Below are 23,543 nucleotides of genomic sequence, written 5' to 3' on the forward strand. Positions count from 1 at the left end.
CAGGTGCCTACATGATCTCTGGCGGCCTTTTGGGTGGAAGTGAAGCCTGTGGTTCTGTTGCGAGTTTTCTTGGCTATTCCAATTATCTTACTTTGGCTGGAGGGGGAGGTGCCGGTGACTATTGTAGGAACCATGCTGACGACATCCTCGGTATACTTGCTGCTACAAAAGAAGGAATGCTAACTTGGGTGGCGAAAGCAACCGATGCTGAAATTGTTGCGAGGTTTGGGGGGTATGTGGCCTCCAAAGCTGCAATAGTGGCAGCAGTAATACAGGTATTTAAAAACTGGGAAGACATTGTAAGACCAGAGAATAAAATTTGGCTTTTTACTTTCACTCTCTCTTTAAGCTGGCTAACAACGCTAGCTATGGGTGCTTCTATTGAAGCAGGTGGGCCTTTTGCTGGAACTATACTTGCTCTAGAGATAGGCTTTTTTTCAATGGAAATGCTGGATAAATATGTGGCAATGTTAAAAGGTCTCGAACGTCAATCTTTCATCCCATCAAGAAGATATTTACTTAGTTCAATACGGAGCAGTTATGAGTATATTTAGTTATAAATATAATTTTGGCCTTTACCCTATGGCTGTTTTATGGGGTCTATACTTTTTTAGTTATAATTTGGTAATTGGTGCAATTTGTATCAATGTCATCCACATAATAATTGACAATCAAGTACTCGGGCCAGGCTACTTAAAGATTTTACTGTGGCCGTTAGGCTTCTATGCGTCCTGTAAGATAATATGGCTAAAAACTGTACTTACTAGATCCGATTTCGTTTGCTTATCTCGGCATTACAATGTCTCACTTTCAAAGCAGATACCAATGCTAATTACGAAGATCGCAAGCGGTTTCAGATCTATCCTCAGAGGCCGGATGCAGAATGTATATGTAATCGCAAAGCTAGAGGGGGCATTTTGGTTACTACCCGGTCTGGGGCTTAATTCTAAATTGTCTGACGAATTACTTGATAATACTGACCGTGTGGGTTTTGTTTTTTATGTAAATACCGGGACTGAGAAAGAAGTTTCGATTTCTATCGAAGATAAAGATCAACAACCTCTGGAGACAGGGATTCCCGAACTCGATGCGATTATCGTTTCTTCACTTGCGGGGGTAAAGGATTTCCGCGCAAATCTTTTGATAAATAAACAATTTATTTGTCTGACGATTGTCGGCGGTGTTTGGTTTGGGCACCGATTTAAGAAGAGAATAATCAAGGGCTTTGAAATCGCCAGGAAGATCGACGAGTTATTGAAAAAGAGATATGAGTACCAGAGCTGGAGCGGTCACCACATGAAGTGGGACGCTCATTCTAAACGTTTTATAATGGTTAGCGGGGTCAAAGAGGCATTATTTACTTAAACCTCAACTCAGCTTCAATAATTTGTTCAATGTTATTCGTGAAATAAGGAGGGTATGTGTCAAATAAAGGCTTCTCTATTTTTCTTGCTGCTTTCCTCATTGCATTTATAGTAGTTACGCCTCTTTGTGCACAACTGCCTGCGGTCTCCAACGGTATCAACTACCTCATCTCATCCCAAAGCCCCGATGGCACCTGGACCACCGGCACATCTGAGGTAGAGACCACAGCTTCAACTGTTTCAGTCCTACAAACTTTCAGGCTGTTGAATCAGACCAGCTCAGGCTCCTATGTAAGCGGTTCATCCTGGTTGCAGGCTCAAAGTCCTCAAGGCGTAAATGCCATTGCCGAACGGCTTGGTGCCTTGAAAACCACCGACAGCAGCCTGCAGACCCTTATCTCTGTTCTGGACATCAATAGGAACGCCTGGGGTGGTGATGCCGAATATGATCTCAATAATCTCGATACCGCCTCTGCCCTTAAGGCACTGAAACATGTAGATTACTCCGACCAGCCCCTTATTTTCAAAGTCATCAATCACCTCCTCTCCACTCAAAATCCCGACGGCGGCTGGGGGTTTATCAAAGGTAACGACAGTAATGCTGAAGATACAGCTCGTGTCCTCTCCACCCTTGCCCTGTTCAAAGGCGTTTACATCGCTGATGCCCAACTGGCAAGTGCAGTTTCCTACCTCCTTTCCAACCAGAACGCTGACGGCGGTTTCGGCGCCGGTGGATCAACTGTCTATGAATCCGCCCTTGCGTTCATTGCTATCATGGAATGCGGCCAAGGCGAATTGGTGCCTTTGCAGAATGCTGTCAACTATCTTAACAGCACCCAGTCCGCCAACGGCTCCTGGAATGACGACCCATATTCCACAGCCCTGGCCATTCGGGCGTTGGCGCTGGTAAAACCTGAGCTTGCCATTGCTGCCACCGACATTGTTGTGTCTCCCTCGGCCTCTACGGTTGGGCAAAACGTCACCGTTACCGCTACCGTCCATAACACCGGACTGGAAGGAGCCGCCAATGTTGTCCTGCGTCTTCTCGATAACGGCACCGTGGTCAGTGAACAGACAATTGCCGCGGTCGGTCCCGGTGGCACAGCACAGGCCGTGTTTGCCATATCTGCGATCGATCCGGCCGGTGAACATGTCCTGTCGGTAGTTGTCGATCCGGCCAATGCTATTGATGAGACCAGCAAGGCCAACAACAGTGCCACTGCCCGTATCTGGGCCAAGACGCCGCCGGACCTTGCCGTACTTCCAGAGAATCTGACCATTTCCCCGGCCTATCCCAAACCGGGGGATACCATCACCCTGACTGCTGCCATTGCCAATCTGGGCGAGAGTGCTGCCGGTGCGTTCACTGCCGACCTCTATGACGGCGATCCCAATAGTGGCGGTGTAAAGCTCGGCTCCTTCAAACTTCCAGGCGTTGCCGGAGGCGAATGGGGAACCGGTACCGTTACTTTCAGCTTTGCCGCCGAAGGAAGCCGTACTCTCTATCTTGTTGTAGACCCGCAGCACGTGGTAAACGAGCTGATCACCGCCAACAACAGCAGCAGTAAGACCATAACCGTCAGTGCGACAGCAGGCAGCTTCTTCGACCTCAGCATCCCCATGAACGGTGTACAGGTTAACCCGGCACGTCCTCACGCCGGCGAGACGGTCACGGTTACTTTGCTTGCCCGAAATATGGGCGCTGAGACCACCACTGCCGATCTAGAACTTTTTGATGGTGATCCGGCTACTGGCGGCACTCTCCTGCATAAATCCATCGTCACTCTGAGCACAGGTGAAACCCGGACGGTTAGCGTGCCGTGGCAGGTGACGGCAGGCAGCCACACCCTGCATGCCTACCTGGACAGGGCCAATGCCGTTTCGGAGCGGGACGAAACCAACAACAGCCAGTCGCTGACTGTGATGGCCGACATGGTGGACATCGAGATCTCCGCTTCGGACATCGCCATCGAACCCGAACATCCCATGGATGGCGATCCTGCCAGTGTGAAAGTAACCATTCAGAACCGGGGCATCAAGGCCACCGGGCCGTTCAACGTCAACCTCTACAACGGCGATCCGAGCAACGGCGGCACACTTCTGAAGACCTTCCCCGTTATCGACCTGGCAGGAGATGCCAGCCAGACCATTACCTATCCCTTCACTGCAGCCAGAGGTACCTACCGCTTCCATGCCGTCTGCGACCCTGAAAATACAGTGACTGAGTTGTCCGAAGATAACAACTTGGCTATCCGTTCGCTCCTCGTCAAAACCTCCGCCGAAGCCGCCGGACCCGATCTGGTTCCCCTGGAGTTCGATTTCTCTGCAGTGACCATCGACCCCCAGAGTCTCCACATCTCCGGTTTAGCCAAGGTCAGATTCCAGAACAAGGGCGATGACAAGGTCAACACGACTTTCCGCATTACCGTATTTGAAGACAAGGATGGTGATGGCGTCTATACGGAAGGAACCGACGTTGCCCTCGGTAACTGGGACTATACCGCATCAATGAATCCCAACATGGTTGGCATTGTCAACGTAATGCTCGACGGATCGCTCACCTTCCGCGATGCTCCTATCTATGCCGAGGTGGATAGTGAGGAGGTTGTCTTCGAACAGGATGAGGATAACAACACTATTCGTAAGGGATCGGCTTGCGAGGCTAGGCCGGCTAGTCCGATTGAGCCAGTTTTGAAGTGGAAATGGGAAAGGGCAAATGATTCCATGTTTGGCAGGCTTCTTTCGACGCCAGTCGTAATTAGCCTTACCGACGACAATGGTGATGGCAGGATCGATGATAACGATAGACCCGTAGTTTTGGTCAATACGAGGTATGGCGATTACCAGACTAATGAAGGGAAACTCTGGGCGTTCGACGGCCAGACAGGTGCACTGATCTTTGGTAGATACGTGCAAGGCCAGACAACAAGCGAAGATAGTTACCCGATAGTCGGTGACATCGACGGTGATTGGAAGCCAGAAATAGTATTTACTACCTACTATAATAATGGGGGGTTGACGAACCTGACCGCTCTTGAAAACGATGGGACCTTTAAGTGGAATAATGCAGCACAAGTAACTTCATGGTATCAAGCGAATCGTTTGAATATCCCCTATGGAGGTAACCATGACCTACCGGTGCTGTCTGATATTGATAACGATGGGCACGCTGAGATTATAGACGCACGAACGGTCATAAATTGGGACGGCAGTGTTCGCTGTGCGCCGGATTATCGCCAGAGCAGCGGTCTCGGGTGGACCACCGGCTTTGGATACTCAAATTCAGTGGCCGATTTGGATATGGATGGAAAACAGGAAATCATCGCCGGAAACAACGCCTTTAACAGCGATTGTACAACCAAGTGGTATAATGCGTCTTTACCTGACGGGCTGACCTCCATTGGCAATTTTGATGATGACCCTTATCCCGAGATTGTACTCCTGAATGTAAACGGGTCGCCCGGAACAGCCCTTTACCTCCTGGAGCATGATGGCAAGATAAAATGGGGACCAGTGGTTATCAGGCAACTCGAAGAAACATCCTATTCTGGACATGGAGGCCACCCCGTTATTGCTGATTTAGATGGCGACGGGAAAGCTGAGATTGGCATCAGTGGTTTGAATAAGTACTTTATTCTGGATCGTGATGGTCGTGTTAAGACGACAATATCTTATCCTCTTAGTGGCAGCTCATCCGCAGTTGCGCCGGCGGTTTTTGATCTGGATGGAGATGGTCGTCCCGAAGTACTTTTTAGTGATAACTCCAACTTCATGATATTTGATGGGAAGGATGGGACGCTACGTTATAAGGAGACGACCGGCTTCTATTCGTACTACCCTTCACAAAGTGTCATCATTGCTGACGTCAATGGAGACGGTCATGCTGAGGCTGTCATAACTGGTAATAATGGCTACGGGACTATGTCCGGCAACATCCGTGTCTACGGTGCCAAGAACAACGATTGGGTAAACACCCGCCGCATCTGGAATCAGGCCAGCTACCACGTTACCAACATCAATATCGACGGCTCGATTCCGCAATACGAGGCGCCAAGTTGGTTGCTGAACAATAACTACCGTTACCAGGTACCTGTCGGCACTTCAACTGGTAATCCCTATGTCGCTGCCGACCTCTCAGCATCCTTCATCCGCACCGACATGGGCAACTACCCATCATCCGTTACCATCACCGCCCGCATTGGCAACGGCGGCGCCAAAGCCATCGATCCTGGAGTCAAAACCTCCTTCTACGACGGCGACCCGGCCAATGGCGGCGCGCTGATCGGCACCGCCATTACCACCAAAACCCTCAACCCGGGCGATTTCGAAGACATGTCCATTGTCTGGAACGCACCCAGGGAGAGAAACCACACCATTTACGTCGCTGCCGACCCTGACAACACGGTAGCCGAATGCGACAAGGCCAATAACACCGCCTTTATGGCTACCTACGTCACCAATGGCCAGCCCGACCTGAGTATAGCCGCTGAGGATGTGGTAACGCATTCTGCTATCTATGAGGGGAGTCTGACCGATATTTGGGTTACCGTTAGAAACAGCGGTACTCTCCTCGCTGAAAACATCCTGCTGCGCCTCTATAACGGCAATCCTGCCTCGGGCGGCACGATGGTCGGCGAGAGGACCATTCCTTCCATCGCTGCAGGGGGCGCTGCAACTCTGACAATAAACTGGAACACCCTAGGCGCCAAGGGAGCCAATTATCTATATGCGGTAGTTGATCCAACCGGGACGATCAACGAATCCAACGAAGGGAGTAACACCGCAATCAGAGACGTGATGGTTGGTCCGGCCGATAAACCCGATTTGCAGATAGCAGCCGAAGACATGGTCATTGCTCCTGCATCGCCCCGTGAAGGAGACACGGTGACCATAAATGCCACCGTCCACAACCGGGGCAGCCAGGCCGGCAACGTTATTATTGCCCTTTACGACGGCAACCCCACTGCAGGTGGCGTCAAACGGGGCGAAACGGTTATCCCACAATCCATGGCCAACGGGGGGGGCGCTGGTGTCTCCTTCACTGTGGATACCATCGGCCAAGCGGGCAGCCATACCTTTTATCTGCACATAGATCCGGAAAACATCATCAGTGAGTCCGAGGAAACCAATAATCAGGCAGCTCGCGCAATAACCATTACTCCGGCTTGGATTTCCGCAGGAATTACCACCGACAAGACCAACTACAGTGCCAACGAGCCGGTCTACACTACCCTCACCCTTGCCGAGCAGGGCGGCTCGGCCCGTACTGTCGTTTATGACCTGCAGGTGCTCGATGAAAAAGGTGCCCCGGCAGCCACCCTGCCGGAAAGCACCGTTTCCCTTGGCGCTGGCGCCGGCCAGACTGTTCCCATACCCTGGAACACCGGGGCCACCTATGCCGGTCCCTATACCCTCACCGTCCGCATCAAGGAAAGCGGTAGTAACATTGCCAAAGCATCGGCACCGATCACCATCGCTCCGGTCAAAACTGCTGACATCAGCGTCACCGTGGACAAAACCTCTTATAGCGCAAAAGAACCGGTGGCTATCGTCACCACCGTAACCGGCAACAGCCCCAACTACATCTTCAGTGATGCCACCGCTACTACCAGCATCCTCGACGGCACCGGCCAGACCCTTTTCTCTACTACCAAGGCCATATTCTCCCTTGCAAACGGACAGCGGATCGAGATCAGGAACTACTGGAACACTGCAACGTTGGCACCGGGAAGCTACCCGGTAGTGACGGAGGTGAAGGACTCACTGGGTGTTGTCATTGCCAGTGCATCACAGGCGGTCACTATCACCGGACCAACCCCTTCGGCTGCTCTTGCCGGGCAAGTGACAGTGGACAAACAGAGCGTCATGGCGGGCGAGCAAATTACTATCACTGGCAACCTGACCAACAAGGGCAATACCGACCTGGCAACGGTTACCGTAAAAGTGCTTACCGTCCATACTGCCAACCAGAATGTCTACAATACCCTGTCCTATGAGACCGCCTTGACGATGGGGGCTTCCTATGCCTTCACCGGCCAGATCGATACCGCCAGCCTCTCTGCCAAGGATTACCTCGTCATTCTTCGTGGTACCATCAATGGCTTAGAAGAAACAATCGGGGGTACCTATTTCCGTGTCGAAGGCGCACCATCAGCCCCCGCCCTTGCCGGACCTGCAGAGGGTTCCGATGTGGCAACCTTTACACCGCAGCTGTCGGTGAACAATGCCGCCGATCCCAATGATGACAAGGAGACGTATCAGTTCGAGGTTTATGCCGACGGTGGTCTGTCCAGCCTCGTTACTTCCTCGGCCTCTGTCCAGGAAGGGAACGGCATAACCGCTTGGTCAACGTCCGTGCCACTCACCGAAAACCAGACCTACTACTGGCGGGCCAGGGCCTATGACGGCAAACTGTATGGACCATGGATGACTACCGCATCCTTCCGGGTCAACATTGCCAACGATCCGCCCACGGCACCGACCATAGCGGCCCCTGCCGATGGTGCCGCCGTGGCCGTCTTCGGTCCAACGCTGACCATCAACAATTCTTCCGACCCCGACAGCACGAGCCTCACCTACAACTTCGCCGTCGCACTGGATCCCGAGTTCACCAACATCATAGCCTCAACCCCCAGCGTTGCTTCCGGAGAAGCGACCACCTCCTGGGCCGTACCTGTGACCCTCCAGGAGAACGGCTGGTACCATTGGCGAGCCCAAGCCGATGACTGGCAGATGGAAGGACCCTGGTCGCAAACGGTGCGCTTCCAGGTCAACACCGCCAACGATGCCCCGACGACACCGGTCATCACGGCACCCCTCAACGGCTCGACTGTGGCCGCTTTGACAACCCATGTGGCGATCGCCAACAGCACCGATCCCGACTCGTCTGTCATTACCTATTACTTCGAAGCGGATACGGTATCCACCTTCGATTCGCCGAACATTATCCGCTCCGGCAGTTTAACGGCAGGGGAGGGGAGCACCACCTGGAATCTGAGCGGTCTTTCGGACAACACCCGTTATTACCTTCGCGTCAAGGCAAGTGACGGGGCAGCGGAAAGCACCTGGTCGGAAACCATCAGCTTCTTTGCCAATACCGTCAACGATCCACCCACGACTCCCACACCGGCCAATCCCTCCGATGGGGCAGGGGTGAATCAATACAGCCCGACCTTGTCGGTGCACAATGCCGCCGACCTTGACCACGATCCACTGACCTACGAGTTTGAGGTCTATGCCGATGCCGCCTTGACCAGCCTCGTCAGCCGGGCAGCCGGTGTCATTGAGACAGCCGCAGTCACCAGTTGGACTGTTCCGGCGACACTGGCGGAGAACCAGACCTACTACTGGCGGGCGCGCGCCTTCGATGGTTACCTCACCAGCGATAAATGGACTCAAACGATGAGCTTCATGGTCAACACCGCCAACGATGCACCCGGCGCACCTAAACCGGCCTTGCCTGCCGAAGGGAGCAGTGTTTCAACGCCGACGCCGACCCTGACCATTGCCAATGCCGCAGATCCGGACAGTTCCATACAGAGCTACGATTTCGAGATCTATGCGGGCCCGACACTGGCAGCGACAGTCACAGGCATCCCCCAAGACGCCTCGGGGCTCACCTCCGTTACCCTGACCACGCCCCTTACCGACAACACCGCGTACCAGTGGCGTGCCAGGGCATTCGACGGTGCCCTCTACGGTGCCTGGTCCCATATGGCGAGCTTCACCGTGCATTTGCCGGTGACAAGCATAGGCGCCACCATCGACTTCGACCCCGATACCCTCAATCCCAAGAGCAACGGCACCTGGGTCACCGTGCGCATCGAACTGCCGGAGGGCTACAATCCTTCAGACATCGACATTGCATCCATCAGGCTTGAAGGGGCAATATCGGCAGAGCTTCGTCCCTACGCCGTCGGCGATTGCGACAAGGACGGCATCAAAGATCTGATGGTGAAGTTCAGGCGGAGCGAGGTGATTAACCTGCTGCCGAGCGGTGACAGGGTTCCGGTGCACGTGACCGGCAAGGTCGGCTCTGTGGTCTTCGAAGGGGTCGATCTGATCAGGGTTATGCAGTAGAAGGTAATCAAAACTATGAATATGGGGTGGCTGCAGCTAGTTCGGCTGCAGCCACCCCTCTATTTTTAGCAACAGATTTTTTCTGCCTCCTAATCCGTTGTATAAAGACAAATCACTGAATTTTGCCTTCGAACTGCCGATAAGCAAGGCATGAACCAGAAATTCCCCGAATATCAGCCCTTCTTTCACAAGGGTTTGCGCATCGAGATCGGTATCCCGCAGCCAAGCGGCGACATTTTCCGTGACTGGGCCATTATCAAGGACTACCAGGAAGACACCATCCTTGTTCAGCTCTCCCGCGACTATCTCCCCGCCAATGTCAAGGTCAATGTCAGTTCCATCCTTGACGCCAGCGTCCGCATAGATCAGCAGATTTATACCTGCACCAGCATCGTCACCGAACGTCAGGGGGAGCGGAACCTGCGCATCAGACTGTTCGGGTTGTTGACCCTGAAGGAGCGGCGGCAGTTTTTCCGTTTGGAGTGTACCTTCAATTTTCGCTTTACTGACCCGGATCTGCGTCTTCGCGAAGAGGTTGAGGCGGAGTGGCAGAATTGGCGTCAACTGGAGCTGATGAAGCTGCAAGGCTATGATGATTTTTCCGTAGCTGCCCGACAGGCGGAACACCAGGCCAACCACCCACCACACGTCTGGCACGACAGCAGCAACATTCCGATCGTCCTTGGCGGAGGGGGGATGGGGTTTAAGCTGGACAAAAGGCTGAAACCGGAAAGCCTTCTGCACATGGAGCTGTACCTGCCGCTGTCACCGCCACGTACCATTCACACAGTGGCCGAGGTCGCCTATGTGCTTGATCCCGTAGAAACGTCCGAAAACAGCACGGTCTATTATCGTACCGGTTTTAAGTTCATTCGGTTGGAGGAGCGGGACCGGGATGATGTCTTCCGCTACATTTCCCAGATGCAGCTGATCCGGCTGAGGGAAATGAGCGAGAATCGCCCGTTTCAGTCTCCATACGATAAGGCAGAAAAACGACAAGGCGTGGACTGGGAGCGGATCTTGCTGCGCGCCCTTTATGTGCTGTTAGTGGTTGCAGTATGCCTGTGGATCGGCAAGCTGCTCCTGGCTTACCGAGAGCGGGGCAATACCAACGAAATCAAGACCATCTATGAAAAGTCCCTCAAGAAGTATCGGAAGGAATAATGATGGGGAACTGGTAGGGGCTATCGTTTGAAGACGTTTTCCGTGCCGCTTCTCAACCGCCGGATGTTTTCTCGGTGTTTAAAGACAACCAGGGCTGCTATTATCACTGACATGGTGATAAGCAGCCCTTTTTTTTCAATAAGGGCGACAAGAAAAGGTATGGCGGCTGCGGCCGTGATGGAGGCAAGGGAGACGTAACGCCATTTGATCAGGGTAAAGACGAAGATGGCCAGGGCTGCAAGTACTGAAAGGGGGGATATGCCGATGAAGACGCCGAGGGCGGTGGCGACCCCTTTTCCTCCCTTGAAGCGGAGGAAAACGGTGTAGACATGACCAAGAAATGCGGCCAGACCTGTTGCCGCGACCCAAATCTCCGGAAGCTGCAGATGGCGGGCGATGAGCACCGGGATAAGCCCTTTCAGGCAATCGCCGATGAGGGTCATGATGCCGACTCTGCGGCCAAGGGTACGGTACACGTTTGTAGCGCCGATGTTGCCGCTGCCGGTCGTACGGATGTCGACGCCGACTGCCTTGGCAAGAAGCAGCCCTGTAGGGATCGATCCTAAAAGATAGGCGCCTATGATGAGCACTATTTCGCTGGTCACGTATAAACTCCTGGGTTTAATGAGGACTGCGCATTCTAGCTGATTTCTCCGAATGGTGCAAGGGGTGGGGTCATGCAGGACGCTGCCGTTCCGGTTTGGCTTTTAAATAAACGACGATTGCCGCCGCCAATAAAACCACATCCCGCAGCAGTGCCTGCCAGGCGGATGTTTTATCCCCTCCGCCTTGCTTGAAGCAGCCGCAGTCGATATCAAGCCCCCTGACCAGAGCCGCTGACAGGGCGATGATGAAGACGACGTTGAGGAGGATGACCAGTGCCGACGCGGCCCTGAGCCGCCAGCCGATGATGAGCAGCAGCCCGCAGCAGATCTCCAGCCAGGGGAGAATGGCTGCTGCCAAATAGTTTGCCCAGTAGGGAAGCAGTTGATAGGCGGCGATATTGCCGGCAAAGGCGACGATGTCGTCAGCCTTGAGTGCGCCCGCATAGACGAAGACGGTGCCGAGCGCAACACGTATGATACTTACCATATGTCTGCCCATCAGGTTCATGGTTTACCCCCTTCGACAGCGTAGCCTGCGTCCTTCCATTCGGGAAATCCTCCGAGAAAGACATAGACATTTCCATAACCGGCTTTGATCAGCCTGTTGCCCAGGTCCATGCTGTCATGGCAGTCAAAGCCGTTGCAGTATACGATCAGGGTGGCATCGGGTTTTACCTCACCCTTGAAACGGGACAGACTCGCGTCGAAGTCCCCCAGGGGCAGCGACAGTGCCCCCTTGATGTGGCCGGCGGCGAAGTCAGTCTTGTCTCTGGCATCGACAAGGGTCGCTTCCCGTCGGTCATACAGCTCCTTTGTCTGCTGCAGCCCCAAGGGAAGCGGGGTGGTGGCCGCTGTTGGCTGAGGTGATGTTTCGCTTGTCCCTGTACTTTGCACAGGCTTTCCTGCCAGCATGTCCCGGAGAAGCTGGTGATTCCAGGTGATGCCGATGGTTGAAGCCAGGATGAAGATGATGGCCATCTCACCGAAAAGCTGAATTTTCTCTTTGATGTGGATCATGCGTTGCGCTCCGAAAAGGCCAGACTGAGGCCGATACCGATAAAAGTGACTCCGGCGGCACTGTTCAGGTGGCGGCTAACCGCAGGCCGCTTCCTCAGCCATTTGCCGAGATTCCCGGAGCAGAGTGCGATCAGGCAGAAGATGACCAGCGTCTCCAGCATGAACAGGCCTCCCAGGGCCAGTGCCTGGAGTTCCCCATGCCCCAGCGTCGGTTGAATGAACTGGGGCAGGAATGAAAGAAAGAACAGGGAGACCTTCGGGTTGAGCAGATTGGCGAGGACGCTCTGGCAGTACACCCGGCGCAGGCCGCTAGACTGATCAGTGGTGTCGCTGACAATGAGCGGTTCCCGGTTGCGCAGGGTGCGGTATCCCAGGTAAAGCAGATAGCCGGCCCCGGCAAACTTGATCACGCCGAAGAGGAGGTCGGAAGAGCGGATTACTGCTGCCAGGCCGAAAGCCACCACCATGGTATGGCCGATGAGCCCGGTGGTGAAGCCGAAAGCTGCGGCCAGTGCGGCATTCCTCCCCTGTGCTATGCCCCTGGTGAGGATATAGATGTTATCGGGGCCTGGAGCTAGGGTGAGCAGTATGGATGCCGTGAGAAACAGGAAGATATTCGTCATGTAAGTGCCTTTTCGCCAATCATAGCTTGTGGTTGATCCTTTTCAGCAGGATCGAGTTAGTGACAACGGACACCGAGGAGAAGGCCATGGCCAGACCGGCAAATTCCGGTTTCAGGGTGATGTGCAACGGGTAGTAAAGCAGGCCGGCGGCAACGGGTATTCCCAGCACATTGTAAAACAGCGCCCAGAAAAGATTCTGTTTCACCTTGGCCAGCGTCCCCCTGCCCAGTTTTATGGCGCGAACCACATCCAGCAGGTCGTCCCTGACCAGGATGACATCGCCGGTCTCCTTGGCAACGTCGGTGCCGCCGCCAATCGCGATGCCTATATCGGCCTGGGCCAGGGCCGGGGCGTCGTTGATGCCGTCCCCTACCATTCCCACATAGAGACCTTTTGCCTGATATTCCTTGACCACCTGCTGTTTCCGGTCGGGGAGGACCTCTGCCTCGAAACCGTCGACGCCGGCCAGACGGGAGACGGCAGCGGCCACGTCCCGGTGGTCGCCGGTAATCATGAAAGTGGCGATTCCCATCTGTTTCAGTTCCCTGACGGCAGTGGTGGAAGTTTCCTTGAGGCGATCGGCAAAGGCGGCGACACCGATCAGCCGGTCTCCAAGCGCCACAAAGATCAACGATTTCCCCTCAGCCGCCAGCTGTGCGGCAGCGTTGTCCAGTAATTCCGTGGCTATTGCCCCTTCTGCCACAAGTCGTTCATTTCCTGCCAGCAGCCTTGATCCCTTATAGATGCAGGAGATACCGAAACCACCCCGCTCCTGGTAGTCTGTTACAACTTGAGGCGCGATCCCCCTTGCCTTGCCGTATTCCATGGCCGCCTGTGCCAGTGGGTGGGTGGAGAGGGATTCGGCTGCCATCAGGTGCTCCAGCAGCCTGTCTTCATTGACGGCGGGGGCGGGGACAAGATCGGTGAGTTCGGGTTTGCCGCGGGTCAGGGTACCGGTCTTGTCCAGGAGCAGTGCCTGGATTCGGGAAATATTTTCCAGGACCGAGCCGCGCTTGATGAGGATGCACCGGTTGAGCCCGACACCGCTGCCGACCATGATCGCGGTTGGCGTGGCAAGTCCCATGGCGCAGGGGCAGGCAATGACGACGACGGTGATGGCCAGTTTGAAGGCGAAGAGGAAAGCTTCGTCGGTGAAAAGGTACCAGCCGAGGAAGGTGAGAAGGGCCAGAACCAGCACCACCGGCACGAAAACGGCAGAGATGCGGTCGGCAAATCTCTGGATTGGGGCTTTGTCGGCCTGGGCCTCCTGGACCATTCGGACGATCTGGGCAAGGAGGGTGTCTTCGCCGACCCGTGTGGCTTTGATGGTAAGGGGACCGCGACCGTTGACGGTGGCGCCGGTGACCGGTTGGCCCGGGCTCTTTTCCACCGGTAGCGATTCGCCGCTGACCATTGATTCATCGACGCTCGATTGACCTGCCACCACCACGCCATCTACGGCTATCGTTTCGCCCGGACGAACCAGCAGCGTGTCTCCTACCCGGATGGTGGAGGCAGCCACCTCGCGCTCCTCTCCATCGACCAACAGCCTTGCCTTATCGGCCTGGAGGCGGAGCAGTTTCTTCAAAGCTTCTCCCGCCTTGCCCCGCGCCCGTGCTTCCAGGTATTTGCCCAGGCGGATGAAGGCGATGAGCATGGCCGAGGTTTCGAAGAATATTTCACCATGGGCGCCGAAGGCGCCGAAAAAGGCGAACAGGGAATAGAAGTAGGCAGCGGAGGTGCCGAGCGCCACCAGCACATCCATATTGGCGCTTTTATTCTTCAGGGCATGAAAGGCGCCTGAGTAAAAGGTAAGGCCGGCGGTAAACTGCACCGCACTGGCCAGCACCAGGTTCATCCAGCCGATCAGCGGATTGTGGTGCCAGGTCATGGTGAACATGATCGGCAGGGAAGCGAGCAGGCTGAAGATGAACAGGTTCCGCTGCCGGGTCAGGTCCTTCTGCTGCTCTGCCGATGCATCCTCTTCTTCCACTGGTTCGTAACCGGCCTCTCGTACCTGATTGTAAATATCGGCACGTACCAGCATCCCCGGATCGTATTTGACCCAGGCTGATTGCTGGGCCAGGTTGACCGTGGCGTGGGAAATGCCGGCAAGGGAGAGGAGTTTCTTCTCCAGTGTGGCGACACAGGAGGCGCAATGGAGGCCCCTGACGCCGAAGCGAAGTTCTCCGGCAGCGCCGAGCGGCCGGGCAGTGTAGCCCAGTTCCTTGACTTTTGCCGTGATGGCGTCCGCAGAAAGTTGTTTCGGGTCATGCTCTACGGTCAGTTCTTCCAGCGGGAAATTGACGGAGGCGCTGTCCACTCCAGCCGTTTCATTGATCCCTTTTTCTATCCTGGCAGCGCAATTGACACAGGACATGCCGGTTATCCTGAACCTGCTTTTGGTCATGGTGTCCCCCTGTTCCTGAATTCGCCGGCGCAGATTTTCACTACCGCCGCCAGCGGTATGGCCAGCACGATACCCCAGAATCCCATCAGTTCCCCCATGGCCATAACGGCGAAAATTACGACCAGGGGATTGAGACGCAGGGTGTGCCTCATGACCAGCGGCTTGATCAGGTTACCTTCGATAATGACGTTGATGATGAAGTAGAGCAGGCAGACCTTGGCGATGACGGAAATGTCTCCGGTCTGGGCATAGCCGATGAGCAACGGGGGGATAACGGCAATAGTCACGCCCAAAATGGGCACAACGGAGGCAAAGCCGGCTAAAAGCCCGTTGAGCACTGCGAACTGGATGTCCAGCATCCATAGGGCAAAGGCGGTGAGGATTGCAACCAGGGTGCAGTCAATGGCCATGCCGATGATGAAACGCTCCAGGGAGCTATTGATCCTCCTGCCCAGGTCAATCATCTGCCGACGGTGCCCCAGCGGAATCAACCTTTTGACCATGTCCTTGCACATCTGCTTGTAAAGCAGCATGAAGAAAATCAGGATCGGGGCCAGGATCAGATTGAAAATGCCGTAAAATATGGCGGTGAGGCGGTTGTAACCCAGGCCGGAAAGCGCCTGTGTCATCCGGTCAAAGGATTCCTTGCCCCTTTGCAGAAGCCAGATGCCTTCTTCACCGCTGTAGTAAGGGGACAGCTGAAACTGCCACTGAGTCAGCTCGCCCTTCAGGTTCAGCACGTAGTACGGGATGGTATCCTTGAGCGTCTGCAGCTGATGGCCAAGATAGGGGGCCAGAATGAAGGACGAGACGGTCAGAATGGCTGCCAGAGCCACATAGATGATGCCAAGTGCCGGTAGTCTGCCGAGTCCTTTTAGCTCCAGGTATTTGAGGAGCGGGTTTAGCAGATAAGCGAGTACCAGCGAGGTGAGCAGGGCGGATAGGGTATGATGAATGAAATACCCTGAAAGAAGCAGCAGTGCCAGCGACGCCACGAGAACATGCGACAGAAAACTTTTTCTTTCCGGCGTCTCCCTCATGGCATCACGGTTCCCTGGCAAAGCTGTCGCGGCGGATTTGTGCGGAAACGATCTTGAAGGCGGCGGCTAGAGGGATGGCGAGGATGATTCCCCAGAAACCGAGCAGTTCGCCAAAGGCCATGACGACAATGATGGTAAGAAGCGGGTTCAGATCCATGGATTCCTGGAACACCAGCGGCTTGACCACGTAACCTTCCAGAAAGTAGATGACGGCAAACGATGCCGCAACTTTGATGAGCACAACCCCGCTCTGAAATTCCACATAGGCGAAAAAGAGGGGGGGCAGGGTGGCCAGTATCACACCGATGAACGGCAGGATTGAGGCGAGGCCGGCAAAGATGCCGTTCAGAATGGCATAGTCGATACCGAGCAGAAAGAGGGCGATGGTGGAAAGGACGGCGACGATGACCGAGACTATCAGCTGGCCTCTGATATAGCCGCCGACACTGGCATTAATTTCCCGGCCGATGGCGCGTATGGTTTCGCTACGCTCAGCAGGGAGCCAGCTGACACATTCGTCGATGATCTGATGCTTGTAATAGAGCATGAAAAAGACCAGGATCGGCGAAAGGATCAGGTTGAACAGATTGAAAACCACATTGGCTGCGGCAGCGTAGACCCCGGCGCTGAGCTTTTCATAGAGCTTGTCCATGTTGGTCCAGATGGTGTCCATTAGCCAGAGCCATTCCTCATTGCCGAAAGCAGGTTGTAGTTCACCCTTGCCACCAAGGATCAGGTCCTTCCCCTTCTGCACATAACCGGGTAGATCCCTGAGCAGTGATTCCCAGGCAAGAGTGGTAAATGGGAGAATATAGATGATGCAGAAGACGGAAATGAGGGCGAGCGTCAGGTATAGGATGATGATGCCGTAGGTGCGGGGTATTCGTCTTCGCTCCAGGGCAACTACCGCCGGATCGAGCAGATAGGCGATGATAAAGGAGAGGAGAAAGCAGGAAACTGTGTGGCGAAGGGCATATCCTGCGGCAACGATGGCCGCGGTTATCAGGATGGCTGTTACTGCTCTGCTGGAAACTGACCGTTGTGGAGACATGGGTTCCTTCAATGGCGACCTTTTTTACAGAGGCTCTGCGGACGGGTATATGTCGTGTTCTTCAAGCCATTGCCCGACCCTGGTCGCCAGTAATTGTTCCTTGATCGAGGCCAGCCGTTCCAGTTCTTCGGGGTAAAAGGAAAGGATCTCGTCAAGGCGGCCGTATGGGCTCTTGCCGATGAACGCCCTGTTGAGAACCGTTTTCAGCTTTTCGTTGGCCACGCCCTTGATGAATTCGTGGAGCAGCTGCCTTTCCTGATCATAATCGAAGTAGGGGATGGTCAGGTAGCGCTCCTGGTCTGCGTCGATTTCATCCCAGAATGCGTCGTCCTCGTAGTCGGCAGGGACATAGAACACTTCTCCGGTCTGCCGGTCCAGGAAGTAGATCATTTCAGGGTCGGGATTTTCAAATGCATCGAGCAGATCATCCCAAACGATTTCCATATCCCGCATAACGCCCATCTGGACTCCTCGAAGACGGTCCGGTATCCGGCATGGCAATGGAACCTTACCCTTTACCGCAGGCCTTTCTTCATATATAGTGCCGGCATGCGCAGAATATTCATTGCCGATGCCCACCTGAGAAACGAAGCCGACGACAACTATCGGATGCTGCTTCGTTTCCTTTCAACCCTTGAGGGTAATACCGAAACCCTTTACATTCTTGGCGACCTCTTCGAATTCTGGATCGGCAGCCCACATACCGTTTTTCCCCATTATCAGCCGGTGCTGGAGCAGTTGCTCCGGCTGGCGCAGCTTGGGACGCGCATCGTCTACTTCGAGGGGAATCATGACTTTCACATGGGCACGTATTTTACCGAAACACTGCAGGCAGAGGTCCATCCCGGACCCGCTATCGTCAACATTGACGGGAAGAGGGTTTTTCTCTGCCATGGCGATCAGATCAACCACCGGGACTATGGCTACACTCTGCTCCGAGCTGTATTACACAGCCACGTCAGCAAATTAATGATTCCCCTGGCGCCTGTTGCACTCACTTCCTTCATTGCCGAACGCATGTCGCGGCAAAGCAGCAGGAAGCATGGCAGTCGCAGTTTGAGATGGGATTATCCAGCGATCATCAGGCGCTTTGCCCGTCACCAGTTCAAGCGGGGCTGCGATACCGTCATATGCGGCCATTTTCATATGCCGTTTATTGAGAGATCCGGTTCGGATGATGACAGGATTCTCCTCTCCCTGGGGGACTGGATCAACCAGTATTCCTATGCCGAATTGGTGGATGGCCACCTGTCCCTGAGGGTCTTCAGTTGAAGTCCCTTCAAGCAAGACCGAACAGCCTCAGATAATTTTTTACCCGTTCTTCCAGGTCGGGAGCATCTATCAACCGGCAGATATCATCGGAGCGGTAGCTGCGGCACACTACAGGACGAGTCTCATAGCGGCTGCAGCGCTGGTCGGTATCGAGGTGGATACAGCGGGTGGCCAACGGTTTTTTCAACGAGCTTATGTCAGGCGCAACACAGCAAGTACCGCATCTTGAACATTCCACTGATTTACCCCGTCCCAGCCTACCTCTTGAAAAACGCTTCCAGCGCCTTCTCTCCCACGTTTGAGGCTTTGATCCGCCACTTGTTCTGGTTTATGACCAGGGCAACCAGGGCAATCTGTGGATCTTCGATGGGGGCATAGGCTGCGAACCAGCTGTAGTGACCGGCAGGATCATTGCCGTTAATTGAACCGGTTTTGGCAGCAATGTTGATCGAGGCCAGCATGGGCCGGCCGCGCCTGTCATGGAAGGCCCGGCGGGAGGTGCCGCTGTTGACGGTGGTTGATAACATGCGGCTCAGCTGGCCGGTTACTTCCGGTGCTACCAGACGCTTCAGCTGTTCGGGCTTATGGCTGAAAACAGCATTTCCCTGTGGGTTCTTCACCTCTTCCACCAACGAAGGTGCCATCATGATGCCGCCATTTGCAATGGCCGCCATTACTGCTGCGGCATGAACGGGAGAGATCTTTACCTCTCGACCGAGGCCTGCACCCATAAGTTTCAACTCACTGTCCGTCTGTGGTATAGCTGCCCTGCTGGGAATTACCGGTGTGCCGGGGAAAAGCAGCTGGTTGAATCCGAAGCGCTCAGCACAGGAGATCAGGGAGTCTTTGCCGACCACATCGCTGGCCAGCCTGCCGAATACCGGATTTACCGATTTGCCCATGGCGATGGACAAAGGCAGTTCCTGGTTTTTGCCGTGCGCCTTTACATACCAATATTTGGGGTTCTCAGAGGTAAGTCTGCCGTTGAAGGCGAAGACGGTGTCTGGCGAGACCTTTTTCTGCTCCAGGGCTGCAGTAGCCGTGATTATCTTGAAAAGTGAGGCCATGGGATAGAGATTGAAGCAGGAACTTTTTTCCCAGGCGGGATTAATGCTGGAGTGGCTTGCCAGTGCCAGGATTTTGCCGGTCTTCGGCTCAATGGCGACAAAAGCGCCGTAGGGCACCTTAAAATCTTCCATCAAATTGGTGATACGTCTTTGCAATGGTTCATCGATGGCATAGACGACAGTGCCTCCATCGGGCAAGGCGGCGCTGAGATGGTCATTTGTCAGGCTCGATGAAGGAAGCATGTCTGCCGCCAGCTGGAAAGACCGCCAGTTATCAAGCTCCTTGTAGATATCCGGCTTTTTAGCTGCTTCCATGCTGCTTTTGCTAACACTTGATAGAGCCGTTTTCGCCGAGATGAGCAGGTTGAAAATCGGGTAGCTGGCAAGGAGCAGGGCGATAATCGGCAGTGCCAGCCGCAGCCTCTTTTTTTCTGCTGGAGGTTCCTTGATGGCAGCGGATAAATCGGATGCAGGGGTGTCTTGTTGTTTGCGCAGGTTGAGGCGATGTAATCGCTTTTTTTTCGATAGGTGTTTTAGATCTTGCATGGCCGCTTTTTGAGAATCAGTTTTAGGTTTGAGAAGATGTTTGACAATCCAGCCACTATATTCAATCAACCCATATTTGTCAACGGCGCGGCTGGCGCGATTGGGTTAAAATACATTAGGCATTCAGCTTATCTTCCTGGTAGAGATCAGGTCTTTCATGGTCAAGCCGGCAAGTGCCGCGTCAGCTGCATTATTGGCACGGATCAGTATCTCATGGGACAGCTCCTCCTGTCTGGCAACCTTTTCAATCCAATCACGATCGCCATAACCTCTGAGTGATGACAGTACTTCATTGACAGGGATTTGCTCAAGCTCCCTGGCGGGGTAGTAGGAGGACAGCTCACCGGCGGATCTTATCAGGTATCCCGAATCGGTCAGCTGGATAAGGAGTTCCCTCACCAGCCTGATCGGTACGTCCAGGGATTCGGCCAGGCGCTCCTTGGTCAGTGGTGGGCTGCCGAGATGGAAAGCGGTGGCCACTTCCTGGAGTATGGACAGGGCGAGCAGATCCATCATGGCAGGACTGATTTGCTGGGTGCGAAACTCATGGCGGAAGGTCTTGATATTCTGGTGGGCGGCTACCACTTCGACACCGAAGAGGACAATCACCCAGCTGGTATAGATCCAGACCATGAAAATCGGGAGCAGGGCCAACGTGCCATATATGGCGTTGTACTTGCCAACGCCGACCTGGAAATACAAATATCCCCACTGGGCCGCCTGCCAAACAGTGCCGGCCAGGACTCCGCCGATCAAAGCCGATTTGGCTTTGACCCTTGTATTGGGAATTAATATATAAAGGAAGAAAAGGGCCAGCCAGACGCTGATATAGGGTATGAGACGGAAAGAGAACAGCAGCACATCCCCCAGGTAGCTGGTCTGGAGCAGCCAGCGCACCACCGATTGGCTCTGCAGGGTAGTGGTCACGCTGATCGCCGCCAGCATGAGGAGCGGCCCGCTGAGGAGCACGCTCAGGTAGTCGCTGAACTTTCGCTGCAGGCTCCTGGTTCCCTTGACCCCCCAGATGACATTGAAAGCTTCCTCAATGTTGCCGAGCAGGGTTATGGCCGTTACCACCAGGGTGGCAAGGCCGATCGTTCCCATGGAGGTCATGTTGGTGTTGTTGATGTAAGTGACGATCTTGTCCACCAGCTCTTCCGAGCCGGCCGTCACCTGTTCGAGTATGTAAGGTTCCACTTTGTTCTGAACGTCGAAACCCTTGAGGACGGCAAAGGTAAGGGCAAAAAAAGGTACTATGGACAAAATCGTGGTGAAGGAAAGGGCAGAGGCACGCAACAGGCAATTGTCATCCCAGAAATTTTTGATCACCAGGGCCATTATCTGCAAATATTTAACCCAATAGCGCTTAATGCCGCCATAGGCATCGGGATTCAGGTTCCAAAGATCTTTGGTGAAGAATGATATGATGTCGGCAGCGTTTTTCATCTTGTGCTGTCACCCTCGAACCGGTTTCGAAATAAAAAACCCACTGCTGGCAGTGGGTTCTCGTTGAGATGCAGGTTTTAAACTTCCTTGTATTTTTCTTTTTCCCGCTCCATGGCATCTTTTCCAGCTTCTATTGCCGAAGATAGAATCGATTTCTTCTCCATGATCATATCCTTGCCTTCTTCATAGGAGGATCTGATCTTGTCCTGGGCTTCAGAGGCATACTCCTTGATTTTGTCCACCGCATCATCGGCCAGATCCCTGATTGTCGCCCTTAATTCCTCGCCTGTTTTCGGGGCCACCAGCAATGCCACCCCTGCGCCAACTGCTGCTCCAGCCAGGAATGAAAGGATTACTGTTCCCGCACTCAAACCATTTTCTTCATCGGACATAGCATTACCCCCTTTTTTTTATGATCTGATCAACTAAGATTTTTCCAGCAACCTTTGCCCCGGTCATCCACAAAGAGGTTTTGCCCATGAGACCGGTTACTCCGCCGACTACGCTATTGACGGTGCGCATGGTACGGCCGGCATTGCCCAGCTCTTCCATGAAAAGGCCCACATCCTCTATTTTGCTCGATGCTTCTTCAGTAATGATTTTCAGATCTGTCAAAGTATCCTGCAGATTTTGTAAAACCGGCTTTATATCTTTTTCCACGCAGGCCAGAAATTCACGCGAGGCAGCGGCTGTTTTTCTGATTTCAACGAACGCCGGGATCATAAAACAGGCAAGTACGACCAGTGTTATTGCCATTATTGTCACAGAAATGCCGATGACTACCATTTACGAACTCCTTCCCGGTAAAAATGTCTCAAGTATAGTGCAAAAATTAGTATTTTCAATCGATTTGGTGCTGAAGTTTGAGAAGAAAAAAGGCCGGCTTGATCAGCCGGCCTTTTATTGTCACAACATATAGCTACCGTAAAAGTAGTTGATAGCCCTATTTTTTCTTAGGAGCAGCGGCTTTTTTTGCTCCCTGTGCAGCGCCTTCCGGAGTTGTGTCAGCTGACCAGTGGTTCAGGTCGTGGGCGATGTTGTGGCATTGGCTGCATTTCGGGAATTTAGCCATCATGCCCGCAGGATGCGGTAAACCATGGCAATCCTGGCACTTGGGCACCATTTTGTGTTTCGACTGGTGGCAGGTGACGCAAAGGACCGATTTGTGCTTGGCGGTGCTGGCCATCAGCAGGTCGTAAGCTTTCTTGTGGCAGGAAGCGCAGAGTTTGGACTGGGTCTCGGCGCCATAGGTTACTACCAGCGGCATGTGGGCCTGGTGACACTTCTTGCAATCGGCCTGCACCATTTCCTTGGAGTGGGGCTTATGGCACTGGGTGCAATCGGGAATTTTCCCGTGAACATTGTGGCAGAAAGAACATGCCAGAGCGCTGTGCTTGCTCTTGTTCTTGCGCAGTTTTTCAATTTGCGGTGTATGGCAGGTGAGGCAAGGATCGGTCACATTGTTGCCGAACTTGATTACCTTCGGCGTATGCGGGTTTGAGTGGCAGGAAAGGCATCCGCTGAGCGAGAAGTGGGGCTTGCCTTCGTGACACTGGCTGCAGGCAGGAATGATTTTTTTCACGGTCGGCGGGTGTCCCACGTGACAGTCCTGACAGGTGACGTTTGTTTTGTGTGCCATACCGTTAGCTGCGATATCGGCCGGAGCCTTGCTATGGCATTTAACGCAGTCTGAACTGGTGAGAGTCGCCTTTACCTGTTCCTGGGCAGCGCACGCCATACCTGCAAAGGACAAAATTGCAAGTAAAGCGAATACTGCAGTTAACCATCTACTATTTACTACTTTCATTGCCTCCTCCTTATTTTTTCATTTGAAGCGGATAATCCCAACTCTAATACAC

At 53.9% G+C, this 23,543-nt stretch carries 19 protein-coding genes; 5 read left to right on the forward strand and 14 right to left on the reverse strand.

Annotated features, from left to right (window positions below; genetic code table 11):
* Nucleotides 1-11 precede the first annotated feature (11 nt).
* From GEOB_RS04045 to GEOB_RS04060, 4 genes are all read left to right on the forward strand, one after another.
* Nucleotides 12-554 carry a hypothetical protein gene (locus tag GEOB_RS04045; RefSeq protein ID WP_041267058.1) on the forward strand — a complete coding sequence of 181 codons (543 nt, stop codon included), beginning with the start codon at nucleotides 12-14 and terminating at the stop codon, nucleotides 552-554.
* A gap of 322 nt (nucleotides 555-876) precedes the next feature.
* Entirely contained in the window at nucleotides 877-1,365 is a 489-nt protein-coding gene (locus GEOB_RS20075) for a hypothetical protein (RefSeq protein WP_154650450.1), read from the forward strand.
* A gap of 56 nt (nucleotides 1,366-1,421) precedes the next feature.
* Complete coding sequence (locus GEOB_RS20080) at nucleotides 1,422-9,443, forward strand: CARDB domain-containing protein (RefSeq protein ID WP_012645905.1); 8,022 nt, start codon at nucleotides 1,422-1,424, stop codon at nucleotides 9,441-9,443.
* Nucleotides 9,444-9,593: 150 nt separating this feature from the next.
* The gene (locus GEOB_RS04060; RefSeq protein WP_012645906.1) at nucleotides 9,594-10,607 is read left to right on the forward strand and encodes a PilZ-like domain-containing protein; all 1,014 of its coding nucleotides are present in this window, start codon (nucleotides 9,594-9,596) and stop codon (nucleotides 10,605-10,607) included.
* Between the two features lie 20 nt (nucleotides 10,608-10,627).
* Here GEOB_RS04060 and plsY read toward each other — a convergent pair whose 3' ends face one another.
* The 8 genes from plsY to GEOB_RS04100 form a co-directional block, all read right to left on the reverse strand.
* Complete coding sequence (gene plsY / locus GEOB_RS04065) at nucleotides 10,628-11,212, reverse strand: glycerol-3-phosphate 1-O-acyltransferase PlsY (RefSeq protein WP_012645907.1); 585 nt, start codon at nucleotides 11,210-11,212, stop codon at nucleotides 10,628-10,630.
* A 70-nt stretch (nucleotides 11,213-11,282) separates the two neighbouring features.
* Nucleotides 11,283-11,720, reverse strand: coding sequence for a MauE/DoxX family redox-associated membrane protein (locus GEOB_RS04070; RefSeq protein ID WP_012645908.1), 438 nt, complete (start codon nucleotides 11,718-11,720; stop codon nucleotides 11,283-11,285).
* Nucleotides 11,717-12,229 carry a rhodanese-like domain-containing protein gene (locus GEOB_RS04075; RefSeq protein WP_012645909.1) on the reverse strand — a complete coding sequence of 171 codons (513 nt, stop codon included), beginning with the start codon at nucleotides 12,227-12,229 and terminating at the stop codon, nucleotides 11,717-11,719. The genes GEOB_RS04070 and GEOB_RS04075 overlap by 4 nt, the downstream gene beginning before the upstream one ends.
* Entirely contained in the window at nucleotides 12,226-12,852 is a 627-nt protein-coding gene (locus GEOB_RS04080) for a LysE family translocator (RefSeq protein WP_012645910.1), read from the reverse strand. Before GEOB_RS04080 ends, GEOB_RS04075 begins: the two co-directional genes overlap by 4 nt.
* Before the next feature lie 19 nt (nucleotides 12,853-12,871).
* Nucleotides 12,872-15,262 carry a heavy metal translocating P-type ATPase gene (locus GEOB_RS04085; RefSeq protein ID WP_012645911.1) on the reverse strand — a complete coding sequence of 797 codons (2,391 nt, stop codon included), beginning with the start codon at nucleotides 15,260-15,262 and terminating at the stop codon, nucleotides 12,872-12,874.
* Nucleotides 15,259-16,302, reverse strand: a complete 1,044-nt coding sequence (locus tag GEOB_RS04090; RefSeq protein ID WP_012645912.1) for an AI-2E family transporter — start codon at nucleotides 16,300-16,302, stop codon at nucleotides 15,259-15,261. Before GEOB_RS04090 ends, GEOB_RS04085 begins: the two co-directional genes overlap by 4 nt.
* A gap of 4 nt (nucleotides 16,303-16,306) precedes the next feature.
* Complete coding sequence (locus tag GEOB_RS04095; protein ID WP_012645913.1) at nucleotides 16,307-17,353, reverse strand: AI-2E family transporter; 1,047 nt, start codon at nucleotides 17,351-17,353, stop codon at nucleotides 16,307-16,309.
* Between the two features lie 24 nt (nucleotides 17,354-17,377).
* Nucleotides 17,378-17,815 carry a UPF0158 family protein gene (locus tag GEOB_RS04100; RefSeq protein ID WP_012645914.1) on the reverse strand — a complete coding sequence of 146 codons (438 nt, stop codon included), beginning with the start codon at nucleotides 17,813-17,815 and terminating at the stop codon, nucleotides 17,378-17,380.
* Between the two features lie 87 nt (nucleotides 17,816-17,902).
* Here GEOB_RS04100 and GEOB_RS04105 point away from each other — a divergent pair, with 87 nt between their 5' ends.
* Nucleotides 17,903-18,625, forward strand: coding sequence for a UDP-2,3-diacylglucosamine diphosphatase (locus GEOB_RS04105; RefSeq protein WP_012645915.1), 723 nt, complete (start codon nucleotides 17,903-17,905; stop codon nucleotides 18,623-18,625).
* A gap of 7 nt (nucleotides 18,626-18,632) precedes the next feature.
* On the opposite strand, the gene GEOB_RS19680 is transcribed toward GEOB_RS04105, so the two are convergent.
* From GEOB_RS19680 to GEOB_RS04130, 6 genes are all read right to left on the reverse strand, one after another.
* Nucleotides 18,633-18,863, reverse strand: coding sequence for a YkgJ family cysteine cluster protein (locus tag GEOB_RS19680; RefSeq protein WP_012645916.1), 231 nt, complete (start codon nucleotides 18,861-18,863; stop codon nucleotides 18,633-18,635).
* Between the two features lie 19 nt (nucleotides 18,864-18,882).
* The gene (locus GEOB_RS04110) at nucleotides 18,883-20,238 is read right to left on the reverse strand and encodes a penicillin-binding transpeptidase domain-containing protein (protein ID WP_012645917.1); all 1,356 of its coding nucleotides are present in this window, start codon (nucleotides 20,236-20,238) and stop codon (nucleotides 18,883-18,885) included.
* A gap of 123 nt (nucleotides 20,239-20,361) precedes the next feature.
* Nucleotides 20,362-21,684 (reverse strand): YihY/virulence factor BrkB family protein, encoded by a 1,323-nt coding sequence (locus GEOB_RS04115; RefSeq protein WP_012645918.1) that lies wholly within the window; start codon nucleotides 21,682-21,684, stop codon nucleotides 20,362-20,364.
* 77 nt (nucleotides 21,685-21,761) lie between these two features.
* The gene (locus GEOB_RS04120) at nucleotides 21,762-22,076 is read right to left on the reverse strand and encodes a YtxH domain-containing protein (RefSeq protein ID WP_012645919.1); all 315 of its coding nucleotides are present in this window, start codon (nucleotides 22,074-22,076) and stop codon (nucleotides 21,762-21,764) included.
* A 4-nt stretch (nucleotides 22,077-22,080) separates the two neighbouring features.
* On the reverse strand, nucleotides 22,081-22,470 hold the full coding sequence (locus tag GEOB_RS04125; protein ID WP_012645920.1) for a DUF948 domain-containing protein: 390 nt from the start codon (nucleotides 22,468-22,470) through the stop codon (nucleotides 22,081-22,083).
* Nucleotides 22,471-22,627: 157 nt separating this feature from the next.
* The gene (locus tag GEOB_RS04130) at nucleotides 22,628-23,491 is read right to left on the reverse strand and encodes a cytochrome c (protein WP_012645921.1); all 864 of its coding nucleotides are present in this window, start codon (nucleotides 23,489-23,491) and stop codon (nucleotides 22,628-22,630) included.
* Between the last annotated feature and the right edge of the window lie 52 nt (nucleotides 23,492-23,543).

It is taken from the genome of Geotalea daltonii FRC-32 (assembly GCF_000022265.1).
Classification (GTDB): domain Bacteria; phylum Desulfobacterota; class Desulfuromonadia; order Geobacterales; family Geobacteraceae; genus Geotalea; species Geotalea daltonii.

Coding starts and splice junctions, on each gene's coding strand:
- GEOB_RS04045 (WP_041267058.1), top strand. CDS start 12: ATGATCTCTGGCGGCCTTTTGGGTGGAAGTGAAGCCTGTGGTTCTGTT.
- GEOB_RS20075 (WP_154650450.1), top strand. CDS start 877: ATGCAGAATGTATATGTAATCGCAAAGCTAGAGGGGGCATTTTGGTTA.
- GEOB_RS04060 (WP_012645906.1), top strand. CDS start 9,594: ATGAACCAGAAATTCCCCGAATATCAGCCCTTCTTTCACAAGGGTTTG.
- GEOB_RS04070 (WP_012645908.1), bottom strand. CDS start 11,720: ATGAACCTGATGGGCAGACATATGGTAAGTATCATACGTGTTGCGCTC.
- GEOB_RS04075 (WP_012645909.1), bottom strand. CDS start 12,229: ATGATCCACATCAAAGAGAAAATTCAGCTTTTCGGTGAGATGGCCATC.
- GEOB_RS04080 (WP_012645910.1), bottom strand. CDS start 12,852: ATGACGAATATCTTCCTGTTTCTCACGGCATCCATACTGCTCACCCTA.
- GEOB_RS04085 (WP_012645911.1), bottom strand. CDS start 15,262: ATGACCAAAAGCAGGTTCAGGATAACCGGCATGTCCTGTGTCAATTGC.
- GEOB_RS04090 (WP_012645912.1), bottom strand. CDS start 16,302: ATGAGGGAGACGCCGGAAAGAAAAAGTTTTCTGTCGCATGTTCTCGTG.
- GEOB_RS04095 (WP_012645913.1), bottom strand. CDS start 17,353: ATGTCTCCACAACGGTCAGTTTCCAGCAGAGCAGTAACAGCCATCCTG.
- GEOB_RS04100 (WP_012645914.1), bottom strand. CDS start 17,815: ATGGGCGTTATGCGGGATATGGAAATCGTTTGGGATGATCTGCTCGAT.
- GEOB_RS04105 (WP_012645915.1), top strand. CDS start 17,903: ATGCGCAGAATATTCATTGCCGATGCCCACCTGAGAAACGAAGCCGAC.
- GEOB_RS04110 (WP_012645917.1), bottom strand. CDS start 20,238: ATGCAAGATCTAAAACACCTATCGAAAAAAAAGCGATTACATCGCCTC.
- GEOB_RS04115 (WP_012645918.1), bottom strand. CDS start 21,684: ATGAAAAACGCTGCCGACATCATATCATTCTTCACCAAAGATCTTTGG.
- GEOB_RS04120 (WP_012645919.1), bottom strand. CDS start 22,076: ATGTCCGATGAAGAAAATGGTTTGAGTGCGGGAACAGTAATCCTTTCA.
- GEOB_RS04125 (WP_012645920.1), bottom strand. CDS start 22,470: ATGGTAGTCATCGGCATTTCTGTGACAATAATGGCAATAACACTGGTC.
- GEOB_RS04130 (WP_012645921.1), bottom strand. CDS start 23,491: ATGAAAGTAGTAAATAGTAGATGGTTAACTGCAGTATTCGCTTTACTT.